The organism is Duncaniella sp. (assembly GCF_029056165.1).
Taxonomy (GTDB): Bacteria; Bacteroidota; Bacteroidia; order Bacteroidales; family Muribaculaceae; genus Duncaniella.
On record NZ_JAIDBW010000052.1, the window covers coordinates 1 to 12,156 of the forward strand.

Sequence of the window (12,156 nt, forward strand, 5' to 3'; positions counted from 1 at the left end):
CAGAGTGGTCGATTGCGGCGGTCTTGAAAACCGTTGAGGGTCACACCTCCGGGGGTTCGAATCCCTCTCTCTCCGCAGTTTCAAATGGCAAACCCGCTGAATTTCAGCGGGTTTTCTTATATCCTTAAAATAAGTACCCAAAATTGGTATCCTCTCAGTCGTAGAGTTTCTGGATAATCGACATGTCACCCGACTTTTTTGAGTGATATCAGTGGTTGTCAGGTAAGTTCCTGACTACTATTCTGAATATTGTTGAAAAAATCTTCTTAATTCTTGCTTTACTCTCCAAGATAGGCTATAAATTCGTCAGCGGTCATTATTTCCATCTTAGAGAAAGCTGTAAGCTTCTTACCTAAATCCTTGAACGATGCTCCTACATGATAAACAGTATCATCTATGATGAGGAAACGGTCGTGTGCCCTGCGGAATGTCTTTACTTCAATCGGAGCGTACTGGGCATTGTGACGTTCCAGATCCTGATGCAGAGTCCTGCTGATGGATGGCGTAAATATCGTGGCTGACACTCCTGTGGCTCGCTTGTCGAGCTGCCGAAATACTGAATCGTCGATATAATTATCCACCATGACGATACGACTTTTGGCACTGCGTATGAGATCGCACATAAGGGTATAAGCATCGAATATCTGTCCGTCGAGGATTATTCCTTCTCTTGGTGGCAGCGATGTCCGAACAAAGAAATCCATTCGATTGCTCAGTTCTTTTATCTGAATATCATGTTCGGAAAGCCTATGATCAATCCGATTCTCCATATGCATCAACCGTTGATTGATACTGTAACCTCTAAGTAGATATTCCTTCAACACCTTATTAGCCCACTGACGGAATAAGGTTGCATTTCTGCTGTTTACCCTATATCCCACCGATAATATAGCATCAAGGTTATAATACTTTGTGGTATAGCGTTGGGTGCCATCGTTACCCATATGTTCCAAAATGGAACATGTGCTATTCTCCTACAATTCACCTGATTTATAGATATTGGCGAGATGCTTTGTTATAGCCGGACGTTTAGTGCCGAACAAATCAGCGATCTGCTGCTGGGTAAGCCACACAGTCTCATTCTCCAGCCTGACTTCAAGCTTAACGGTTGAATCCGGTTGGTAAAGTATTATTTCATTGTCTTGCGATGATGGTGCAAGAGGTGTAGGGATATTCTCGTTCATGTTGCAAAATTAACAAAAATCCCTCATATTCTGAGTATAACAGTCAGAAAATCAGTCGAAACGACTCAATGCAATTACTTTGATGCCATGAAAGGATCTTGAATAAAAAAATCCCCGGCTGTATCAAACATCGACCTTTATATCAGGTATATCAGGGTTGACTTTCAGAAGAGCGTTGATAAATCCATCACGATCCTTGGGGGAGATCTCCAATGGTGCAAAAGATTTTAGAATTTTGCGGTCGGAGAATGTTATAGCTATTCTGTGGGTTGAGAGGGCGGGAGCTGACACTATGCTGTGTATCTGTCGGATACTGTCAATTTTTACTATCGGAAACCAATGCCATCGAAATAAATACTTCACGCCAAACTCCTGTCCTCTAACCGCATATTTGGTTGTTGCGATAAGTATGGATATTAACACACAGATTGGGATTGAAAATAGGAGGCCCAAAACGTAGTCACCACCGAGCATACAACAAAGGATGAAGAATGGAATGATTGCATATATGTACCATCCTACCTTAGAGTTATAGTATTTCGTATCCATGTCGCAAATTTAACACTTTCTTCAGAATATCATTCATCTGCCTTATATTTTGTATGATAAATTCTGAAAATTAAAGCCCTTTCCTATATTTCGCACCATGCGTAAGGCATGACGATCAGATGGAATCGGCCGCACGACGGATTCGGTCGGAGAGATCGAGGAGTGCCTCCTTGAGTTGCTTGGCTTCCTCAGGTGTGAAACCTCCGGATCGACCGTTCCCGTCTATACCATCCATTTTGTGATATAGCCAAGAACTTGATTTGTCGAAATAGATGCGTGCCAATTCTCGCCAAGAGATTGAGCTGAATATATCAGCCATCCTCTTTTTCATATCGGGGATTACGGCTTTCGCTTGAAGTTCGGATTTTAAATCAGAGTTTTTCATATTTTTCGGTAGAATGTTTCCTTGCAGTACGAATTTTCATATTAAAACAACCGAAGGAATAAAAAAGTTATGACTACGAATTTTCGTAGTCATAACTTTATATTATATAATTTAACATGGACTCTGCTGCTTAACTTTGCCAAGTCCACATTACATAGTGCACGATACACCTGCATTAAGAAATGGTGAGATTTTTTGATGACAGTCGAAATATTCTTTTGATCCGGCGACACCGTTAGCTCGACAAGACATTTTTATGGATACACCGCATTTCAAGTCAAAATAAAAATTTGAAATAAGATGTCTGCGAAACTTGGTTAAAGGTCTGAAAGATGTTGATGTGAAGCGGCATTTATCGGGCAGTGACTTATTATGAGGTTTGAAATAAAAAGCCTTTACATCAATGTCAGCTCCCAGACTGAATAAGTTATTGGCTGTCGGAGCATAGTTAATGTTAAACATTCCTCCATAAAGATTGATGCTCCATTTGTTATCAAATCTATGCCTATACATGAAGACCAAGAATGCAGGAATCTTCGAGGAAGTATTGATCATAACGAGCGGTCCTATGCCGAATTGTGTTGATTTATTTGCCCTTAGCATCAGTATGCCCATTGCAATACCTGAGACTCTGGCAAATCCGCCCCGACTCCATTCTGCATTGGCCATGCCTAATGCCATAAATGGTTTACCCCATAATTTGGAGTGGAATGTTGAAGTAACGCCTGTCTGACCGAAAATATGAGTACCGTTAAGATCTATATTTTCAGGGTCAAAACCATTGCTGAGATCACCGTCTCCGAAAGATATTTCCGTTGAGGTATATCGGGAGTTGGCAGTTATTGTAAAGTTTTTATTTCTGAAAAATTCATAGGAAATTTTCGCTGCAAAGCAATCTTCCGTAGCTCCCCATCCATATTCGTAATCCGCGCTGATACTTGTCTTTAACATCCCGTATCCTCCCTCGCTCATATTTACCGTGGCTTGGGATTGTGCCGAAGATAAAAATGGGAGTAAAACAATGCACGTCAATATAATCAGAGAAAATTTCATTACTTTTTGATTTATTCTGTTTTTAGGTACGAATCAAGTTACAAAATTAATCAAAATGACGGCCGATACAAATTATCGGATTGAATCATAGCAATGTCCAGAGTCGGGTATAGGAGTAGAAATCGATATTGAAAAATATTTGGAGGTAAAATATTATTATCATACCTTTGCACTAACAATGTTGTTAATCATAATTGATAGATAAAATTGTTATGCAGACAGAAATCGTAAATAAACTTCCGCAAGACACTGAAGCAAAGATACTTCAGGCAGCCGAGCGTGAATTTATGGCAAAAGGATTTGCAGGTGCGCGCACTACATCAATAGCGCAAGCTGTAGGTGTCACCCATGCCATGTTCCACTATTATTTCCGTACCAAAGAGAAACTGTTTGACAGAATCCTGACTGAAAAGGTGACACTCCTTCGGGACGCGCTGGTAACACCGGTTATGGACACGGAGCTCTCGCTTGAAGATATTATCCGTGGAATCATCGACCGGCATCTCGATTTCATCGCGGCTAATCCCGATCTGCCTCGTTTCATCATCACGGAGCTATATAACAATCCACAGCGTTCAGCTACTTTCGTGGAGAAACTGCGTATCTATGCTCCTCTGATGCTCAGCGGTCTGCAGCAAAAAATTGATGAGGCACATGCCGAAGGCCGTTGCCGGAAAGTAGATGCAGGCTGGCTCATGCTCGACATCGCCTCGCTCAACATTTTCTCCTATCTTGCCTATCCGGTTATCAACGGGATTTTTGACAACTGTATGGATGATTCCGATACGTTCACAGCTATGCGTAAGAGGGATAACTATGATACAATCATGCGTAAATTGAAACCATGAAAAGATTTGATGATATGAAAAAGACTTTTTCGGGATTGCTGCTGTGGGTCATATCTTCCCTGACGCTTCACGCCGGGATAACTATCGAGGACTGTGTATGCAAGGCCGAACAGAATTATCCGCTTATAAAAAAGTATGATCTCCTGAACCGGACAAGGGAAATTGATCTGTCGGACATTGACAAGAGCTGGTTACCGAGAATTGATGCCTATGGTCAGGTCACGGCTCAGAATATTGTCCCGTCATTCCCGGAAACACTTGCGGGTGTGCTGGAACAGATGGGACAGAAGATGAGTGGTCTCGGAAAACTTCAATATAAAGTCGGTGTCGATGTATCGCAGACAATATGGGATGGGGGAGTGTCGCGTTCGCGCCGGCAGCTCGTGCGCTCGCAGGATGCCGTGCAGAAGTCAGCTATCGATGTTGAACTGTATGCTGTCAGGGAGCGTGTGGAAAATATCTTCTTCGCAATCCTGCTCACGGAAGAGCAGATAGCGCAGAGCCGTGTGACCTACGGACTTCTTCAACACAATCTCGACAAACTCCGTGCCATGTTCCGCAACGGCACTGCGATGCAGAGCGATCTTGATATGATCGAGGCGCAGGCCCTCACCGTCAATCAGCGAATTTCTCAGGCACAGAGTGCTGTCAAAGGCTATCGCCGTGTTCTGGAACTGTTTGTCGGAGAAAGTCTCGCTGACATGACTCTTGACCGGCCTTTGGCTGAAATCCCGGCTTCGTTTGAACCGGACAGGCCTGAAATCCGATTGTTTGACCATCAATTATCAGCCAATAAGATTGCCGCCGATCTAACCGACACATCTCTCATGCCAAAAATCGGATTCTTCGGTCAGGCATATTACGGTTATCCCGGCTTCAATTATTTCAAGAGCATGATCAACAGGGATCTTTCATTCAATGTGATGGCAGGACTGAAAGTGTCGTGGAACATTGATTCGTTCTACTCGAAAAAGAACAATTCACGCCGGACCACCGTCAATTCCGAGAATATCAATGCCGACAGGGAACTGTTTCTTTTCAACAACAGATTGCAGTCATCCTCTCAAATGGAAGCTATCGACGGATTGAAATCCGTCATGAAGGATGATGCCCGCATCGTGGCTCTCCGCGCCAATGTCCGCAAGGCCGCCGAATCACAGCTCGAAAACGGAATAATCGACGCAACGGCTCTGCTGACAAAAATCTCGGATGAGAATATTGCCGGACTTACGGCTAAACTTCATGAAATCCAGCTTCTGCAGGAAATTTATAAATTAAAATATACTCTCAACAGATGAAAACCATATTCTCTCTTACCGCAGCGGCTATAATCATGACCGCATGTACTGCAACACCGGACTATGATGCCACGGGGATATTTGAAGCCACGACCGTGACTGTCTCGGCCGAGACTTCAGGTAAGATTCTATACCTCGGCATTAATGAGGGTGACAGTGTGACTCGCGGTGAAACGATTGCGGTCATCGACACTGCAACGCTTGTCCTGCAGCAGAAGCAACTCGACAGTCAGCGACAGTCGGCTGAAAGCTCTTCGCCCGACATTGCTGCGCAGGCGGCTGCATTGCGTGCGCAGATAGCTCACCAGCAGCACGAATGCGAGCGTTTCAGCCGCCTGCTTGCCGATGGAGCCACAACGCAGAAACAGTATGACGATGCTCAGGCTCAACTCACCACTCTGCGCGGTCAGTTGACGGCATTGCTCTCCACCCTCGGCAAAAACAGATCGTCGATTTCCGACAATGCTGTCGCCATCCAGTATCAGTCCGAGCAGATCGAGGAACAGATAGCCAAAAGTACGGTCACCTCACCGTTGACCGGAACGGTGCTTGTGAAGTATGCCGAACCGGGCGAGTTCGCAACACCGGGCCGTCCGCTCTGCAAGCTCGCTGATCTGGACAACATATATCTGCGTTCATATTTTACCGCTTCGCAGCTTGCGGGGATAAAGATAGGGCAGAAAGTAACTGTGATAGCTGATTTCGGTGGTGACGAACAGTATGAATATCCGGGTACTGTCAGATGGATCGCACAGGAGAGTGAATTTACTCCGAAATCCATCCAGACCAAGGACAGCCGCGCTAATCTGGTCTATGCGGTAAAGGTGGCCGTCAGAAACGACGGACGGCTCAAACTCGGACAGTATGGTGAAGTAAGGCTATGAATCCCGCAGTCAGGATAACGGATCTCACTAAGCGTTACGGCAGTCTCACAGCTGTCGATAATGTCAGGCTCACGGTGGAGGAGGGTGAGCTGTTCGGACTCATCGGGCCTGACGGTGCAGGTAAGAGTACGATCTATAAGATACTTGCCACGCTCTTGCAGCCGGATAGCGGGACGGCGGTGGTCTGCGGTCTCGATACGGTGAGGGATTATAGGCGGCTGCGTACCAAGATCGGTTATATGCCCGAACGCTTCTCGCTCTATCAGGACCTTACTGTCAGTGAGAATCTACGCTTTTTCGCATCTCTGTTCGGCGTATCCGTGAAGGATAACTATGATCTCATAGCCCCGGTGTTCGGACAGCTCGAACGTTTTCCCGATCGCAAGGCCGGTGCATTGTCGGGCGGTATGAAGCAGAAACTGGCTTTAAGCTGTGCGCTTATCCACCGTCCTGAGATCCTGCTTCTCGACGAACCGACCACAGGCGTGGATGCCGTGTCCAGAAATGAATTCTGGGATATGCTTTCGACGCTCCGTGAGAAAGGTATAACCATACTTGTCTCCACTTCCTATATGGATGAAGCTACGCGCTGCGGACGCATCGCTATGATCGATAAAGGTCATATACTTGAGGTCGATACTCCCGCCAAGCTTGTGGCACATCTTGGCGAGAATCTGTTCAATGCTGTCGCTTCCGATATGTTCGGATTGCTGACGCGACTAAGGAAGATGCCGGATGTGATCGATTGCTACACATTCGGAGCGACGCTTCACCTCGTCGGCTCTCCGGAATTTTCGCCGGAAAAGACTGAGACAGCCCTCATCGCTTCGGGGCTTTCTGATGTCAGGATTTACCCTGCCACAGGTGATATCGAGGATCTGTTTATAAAACTGACACGCGATGAAAACTGATGAAACTGTAATTTCAGTAAAAAATCTCACGAAGAAATTCGGATCATTCACGGCCGTTGACCATATTTCATTCGATGTGATGAAAGGTGAGATCTTCGGCTTTCTCGGAGCAAACGGTGCAGGGAAGACAACGGCAATGCGTATGCTGTGCGGATTGAGTTACCCTACATCTGGCGACGGGTCTGTGGCCGGTTGCGACATCCGGACACAGGCGGAGGATATAAAGAAGCACATCGGTTACATGAGTCAGAAATTCTCACTTTATGAGGATCTGACGGTCATGGAGAATCTGCAGCTTTTCTCGACCATCTACGGAATGACGGATACAGAGATCCGCACTGCATCCTCACGTCTTTTCAGCGAATTTGGGATGGACGAGATGCGCGATACTCGTGTGAAGGACATCCCCGTCGGGTGGAAACAGCGACTTGCCTTCGCCACGGCTACGATTCATCGTCCGGATGTTGTGTTTCTCGACGAGCCTACAGGTGGTGTTGATCCGGTGACACGCCGTCGCTTCTGGGAGCTGATCTATAAGGCATCATCCGAGGGCATGACCATATTCGTGACTACGCATTATCTTGACGAGGCCGAATACTGCAACCGCGTGTCCATAATGGTTGACGGACGTATCAATGCGCTTGCCTCACCGGCTTCGCTCAAGGAAAAATATCATGCTGCGACGATGGACGAAGTGTTTCGCATTGTGGCAAAGGATGCTATAAGAGAATAGAATGATATGGGTATATTACAGTCACTTGTGAGGAAAGAGGCCCTGCACATTGTGCGCGATACGCGTACGATGCTCATCACCTTGTTCATGCCTCTGGTTCTGTTGCTACTTTTCGGATTTGCTATTTCTACGGAAGTCAACGACATCAGGATAGTCGCGGTAGTGGATAGTCATAACGACACTACGAGAGATATCCTCGAACGTCTGCGTGTCAACGGTTATTTCACTTTCCAAGGACTCGCGCCGGCCTCCGAGGTCGAGAATCTGCTCCGTGCGGGAAAGACGGATGCCGCCTTGTTTCTTAAAACCGATAACGGCGAGCTGAAATCGCAGATAGTGGTCGATGCTTCCAATACGACTTCCGCACAGACAATGACCGCATATATACAAGGTGTAATTTCCGGATCATCCGTGCAATCACCCGTGCTCACATACACGATGTATAATCCACAGTTGAAAAGCGCGTATAATTTCGTGCCGGGTATAATGGGCATGATATTCATATTGATCTGCGCTATAATGACCTCCGTGTCAATTGTCCGCGAGAAGGAGAACGGGACGATGGCTCTGCTCCTTGTATCCCCGGTGAACCCCGGCAAGATCATTGTTGGTAAACTCGTGCCATACTTTATCCTGTCATGTATGATCCTTGCAGTCATGCTTCTCATCTCCTATACGTTGCTCGGACTGCCTGTATCTGCGAGTATCATAAATGTTATTCTGCTTTCATTGATCTATATCGTACTCTCATTGTCCATCGGTCTTCTTGTATCGACGATCGCTGAGTCACAGCTCACGGCTCTCATAGCTTCGGCAGTCATGCTGATGCTCCCTGTAATAATGTTTTCGGGAATGATTTTCCCGATTGACAATATGCCGTCCGTGCTTCAGGGTGTCTCGTGCATCATTCCTGCCAGATGGTATGTGGAGGCGATGCGCAAACTTATGATTCAGCAGCTTTCACTCAGCTATGTCGTTAAAGAGACCTGCATATTGCTACTGATGACACTCGTTCTGCTCATATTATCATTAAAAAATTTCTATTCCAAGCGATGATTAGATTCCGGATACTCAAGGCTCTTCTACGAAAAGAGATACGGCTCATGATGCATAATCCGCTCATTCCAAGGATTATCATTATGATGCCGGTAGTAGTTATGCTTGTGATGCCGCTTGTGGCCAATCTTGATGTGAAAAATGTAAATGTGACTGTTGTTGACAATGACCACAGTCAGTTATCGAGGCGTATCATATCAGATATCGGGGCTGCTGAATCTCTGTCAGTAGAGGCTGTCTGCAACACCCATGAGGAAGCCATGCTGACGGTTGAGGACGGAAAGTCGGATGTGATTCTGACCATTCCGGTGGATTATTCCGCGAAATTGATTTCAGGAATGATTCCCGTGGATGTTGAGGCAAATGGAGTGAATGCAACCAAGGGTATGCTTGGCGCACAGTACGTCGTGCAATCGGTGACTGCTACTCTCCGGCAATGGATGGAGGAGGATGGTATGTCGATACCGCAGCCTGAGATAAGCGTGATCAACCGATACAATCCGACACTCAATTTCCGCAACTACATGATACCCGCGCTGATGGTGGTGCTCCTGATCATAATCTGCGGTTTCCTCCCCGCGCTTAATCTCGTGAGCGAGAAGGAGAGCGGAACCATCGAGGCCATGAACGTTACGCCGGTCAGTCGCATGACATTCGTGCTGTCAAAACTTATACCATTCTGGATCGTAGGACTTTTGGTCGTGACTGTCGGTATGCTCATCGGGTGGCTGGTCTATGGTCTGGTTCCCCAAGGCAGCATTGCCGCAATATACTTAGCAGCGGTTTTGTTTAGTCTGGTTATGTCAGGTCTTGGTGTATCTATAGCTAATCAGTCATCCACGATGCTTCAGAGTATATTCGTGATGTTTGCGTTCATCATTATCTTTCAGCTTATGAGCGGACTGTTCACCCCTATAAGATCCATGCCTGACTGGGCACAGTGCATCACATACGCCATTCCGCCAAGATATTTCATCGAGATAATGCGCTCCATCTATCTGAAGGGTACATCTGTAGGTGAGCTTTGGCAACAATATCTAATACTTATGGGGTTTGCCGTATTTTTCTCATCTGTCGCCGCTATCACCTATCGTAAACAATCATGATGAGTACCGGACGATAAGATTTCAGTCGGGTAGGGTGATACTATATACAATAAGACGATTAGTTAAAATCAATCCGGTTGTAGGGCTTGCGTCCGCACACATCCTACAACCGGAAATATAATTATTTTGAATACTCCCTCATAAAAACGGGAGGGGGTGAATTACTTATCGTCCTGCTGCACGCATGAGCGTTGAAGCCTGCGGAGCTGGTTGTAATTGGATAAGACTGTAAGGCTTTTAGGTGATTCCATATACCAGTCCATCAGAGGCTGGATTTTATTAAGGAACGCATTCCATTCAGGATCATCATCAGCGACAACGTCGTTATACCAGTTACTTTCAGTGGAAGCCTTGCAGAAGAGTGCCTGATCTTCCGGCGTAGCATTATCGCGGTAATAATCCAGATATTGTCCAAAAATTTCATTCGCCTTCTGAGGATCGTCGTTCATAAAGGCCGACATTGCAGAATACATCATTTCATGTGCATCCCCAACAGGGTTTTCACCGATCCGCGTAGAAGTGCAGCCATACAGTAATAGTGACAGTATAACTGTGAAGAGATACTTTACCATGATTGCATTGCGTTTTGATTGGTTTTGTCCTGCAAATTTACTGAATAATCATTAAAAAGTCAAGAACTTATTTGAACTTTTTGATTTTTTAGAACCGGATGTGTTTTTATGGCGGTTATTCGGACAAGATGAGGCTTTGTGGGCTTGTGTTAATGTCTTCAGAAGAACAACAGAAAGAGCTGTATCAGGATGGCTAAATTCCGGGTTGTAGGGCCTGCGCTTGCACTGGCCAAAATTTAAGGCAATATGATAATCAGGTAATTACAGCGTAGAATTCAGCCAGCACAAGCGCAGGCCCTACAACCGAATTGACATTGATACAGCATCGCGGGTATTAAAATTTCAGATTATTCGTCATCATTTTTGTGATCTTTGTTCTTCTGAAAAGCATTTGTCAGGAAGTTCGTCAGATAGACGGTGAACAGAGGGAAGATTATCATGCCTGAAACCGGGAGAATGACTGCTACGATCTTTCCCGGTAAAGTCACAGGCTGTATGTTGCAGCCTACGGTTGACATATTCATGGCAGCCCACCATAGGGCAGTCCAGTAAGAAGTGACTTCCGGATTGACACCCTGTTCGCGCTGAAAGAATATGAGTGAGCAGAAATAACTTACGAGCAGCATGATCACTATGTAAGACATGAACAGGCTTGTCACCGCATTGCTTGAGAGATAGCCGATCACAATCGAAAGTGCCAGAGCACCGCGTGCAAGCGGAATGAATCTCACGAAATAGAGGGCATCGGCACTCAGATGAATGTCCATCTGGTTGATTATGTTAAGATAGGGGATCGACAGCAGCAGGAACACCAATCTTCGGCGGAAGTATCGGCCTTTATCCTCGGCATACCAGAGTCCGATGAAAAAATCGAGAATAAACACCATACATACCCAGAACTGAAACCTCATGTATGAATGATTCTCAAGAAAATCTATTTTCTTGAACGTATCGACGGACAGCAATACGATAAGTAAAACGGAGAGCACCAGTACAATGATGTTCATAGTACGGGTTACATAATGTTTCACCTTAGGATTGTGATGAGGAGCAGGAACATGAGTAGCGGATGAATTACCGCCGGTGGTTGAAACGTCGCTCATAATGATGAATGTTTGATAAGCATAATGAAAAAATATAAACTTACCATGTTCCGGTAAGCCCGCGCCGCAGAAATCCGACACGTACATATTTCCAACGCCTCATCTTTAAAATTTGTTCGTTTAGAGGTCAGACTATGCCGGATTCTAAGTTGAGCGGATAGATTCTGTATTCGGATACAGGATAGCCGGTAGCACAACTGGTCAATGTGTTGGCGCGTGATGCGCCGGCTTTATAATTTTTAAGAACTATAAATTTAGTCCACTGTCCGGATGGACGGTGGGCGTTTTCTTGATATATTCTAATCTGATGAATCGGGGATTCGTAGGGACTATCTGAATCCTGTCTGATCCGAAAATCAAAAAAAGTCTTATAATCATTGATTATAAGACTTTTTTTGCGGAGAGGACGAGATTCGAACTCGTGGTAGGATTGCTCCTACGTCAGTTTAGCAAACTGGTGGTTTCAGCCACTCA

The 12,156-nt window shown here is 45.6% G+C and carries 11 protein-coding genes and 2 pseudogenes; 7 read left to right on the forward strand and 6 right to left on the reverse strand.

Features of this window, described 5'->3' with window-relative positions; translation table 11 throughout:
- Window positions 1-278: 278 nt before the first annotated feature.
- The 4 genes and pseudogenes from rhuM to K2G41_RS11235 all read right to left on the reverse strand — a co-directional run bounded on the left by rhuM (window position 279) and on the right by K2G41_RS11235 (window position 3,171).
- Window positions 279-1,184 (reverse strand): annotated as a pseudogene (rhuM, locus tag K2G41_RS11220) (RhuM family protein).
- A 123-nt stretch (window positions 1,185-1,307) separates the two neighbouring features.
- Window positions 1,308-1,733, reverse strand: a complete 426-nt coding sequence (locus K2G41_RS11225) for a PH domain-containing protein (protein ID WP_300118232.1) — start codon at window positions 1,731-1,733, stop codon at window positions 1,308-1,310.
- 115 nt (window positions 1,734-1,848) lie between these two features.
- Entirely contained in the window at window positions 1,849-2,064 is a 216-nt protein-coding gene (locus K2G41_RS11230) for a DUF5053 domain-containing protein (protein WP_366145425.1), read from the reverse strand.
- Between the two features lie 204 nt (window positions 2,065-2,268).
- Window positions 2,269-3,171: a hypothetical protein gene (locus K2G41_RS11235; RefSeq protein WP_300118236.1), complete on the reverse strand. Its 903-nt coding sequence runs from the start codon at window positions 3,169-3,171 to the stop codon at window positions 2,269-2,271.
- Between the two features lie 212 nt (window positions 3,172-3,383).
- Between K2G41_RS11235 and K2G41_RS11240 the strand changes: the two genes are divergently transcribed.
- The 7 genes and pseudogenes from K2G41_RS11240 (at window position 3,384) to K2G41_RS11270 (ending at window position 10,007) form a co-directional block, all read left to right on the forward strand.
- Window positions 3,384-4,019 (forward strand): TetR/AcrR family transcriptional regulator, encoded by a 636-nt coding sequence (locus K2G41_RS11240; RefSeq protein ID WP_300118238.1) that lies wholly within the window; start codon window positions 3,384-3,386, stop codon window positions 4,017-4,019.
- Between the two features lie 14 nt (window positions 4,020-4,033).
- Window positions 4,034-5,317 carry a TolC family protein gene (locus tag K2G41_RS11245; protein WP_300118240.1) on the forward strand — a complete coding sequence of 428 codons (1,284 nt, stop codon included), beginning with the start codon at window positions 4,034-4,036 and terminating at the stop codon, window positions 5,315-5,317.
- Window positions 5,314-6,201 (forward strand): HlyD family efflux transporter periplasmic adaptor subunit, encoded by an 888-nt coding sequence (locus tag K2G41_RS11250; RefSeq protein ID WP_300118242.1) that lies wholly within the window; start codon window positions 5,314-5,316, stop codon window positions 6,199-6,201. Before K2G41_RS11245 ends, K2G41_RS11250 begins: the two co-directional genes overlap by 4 nt.
- The gene (locus K2G41_RS11255; protein WP_300118244.1) at window positions 6,198-7,112 is read left to right on the forward strand and encodes an ABC transporter ATP-binding protein; all 915 of its coding nucleotides are present in this window, start codon (window positions 6,198-6,200) and stop codon (window positions 7,110-7,112) included. The genes K2G41_RS11250 and K2G41_RS11255 overlap by 4 nt, the downstream gene beginning before the upstream one ends.
- A 7-nt stretch (window positions 7,113-7,119) precedes the next feature.
- Window positions 7,120-7,845, forward strand: a pseudogene (locus K2G41_RS11260) (ABC transporter ATP-binding protein); the annotation flags it as partial.
- 6 nt (window positions 7,846-7,851) lie between these two features.
- Window positions 7,852-8,901 (forward strand): ABC transporter permease, encoded by a 1,050-nt coding sequence (locus tag K2G41_RS11265; protein WP_300118246.1) that lies wholly within the window; start codon window positions 7,852-7,854, stop codon window positions 8,899-8,901.
- Window positions 8,898-10,007, forward strand: coding sequence for an ABC transporter permease (locus K2G41_RS11270; protein WP_300118248.1), 1,110 nt, complete (start codon window positions 8,898-8,900; stop codon window positions 10,005-10,007). The genes K2G41_RS11265 and K2G41_RS11270 overlap by 4 nt, the downstream gene beginning before the upstream one ends.
- A gap of 161 nt (window positions 10,008-10,168) precedes the next feature.
- Here K2G41_RS11270 and K2G41_RS11275 read toward each other — a convergent pair whose 3' ends face one another.
- A complete protein-coding gene (locus K2G41_RS11275; RefSeq protein WP_300118250.1) occupies window positions 10,169-10,579 on the reverse strand; it encodes a hypothetical protein in 411 nt (136 codons plus the stop codon).
- A gap of 347 nt (window positions 10,580-10,926) precedes the next feature.
- Window positions 10,927-11,682, reverse strand: a complete 756-nt coding sequence (locus tag K2G41_RS11280) for a potassium channel family protein (protein WP_300118252.1) — start codon at window positions 11,680-11,682, stop codon at window positions 10,927-10,929.
- Between the last annotated feature and the right edge of the window lie 474 nt (window positions 11,683-12,156).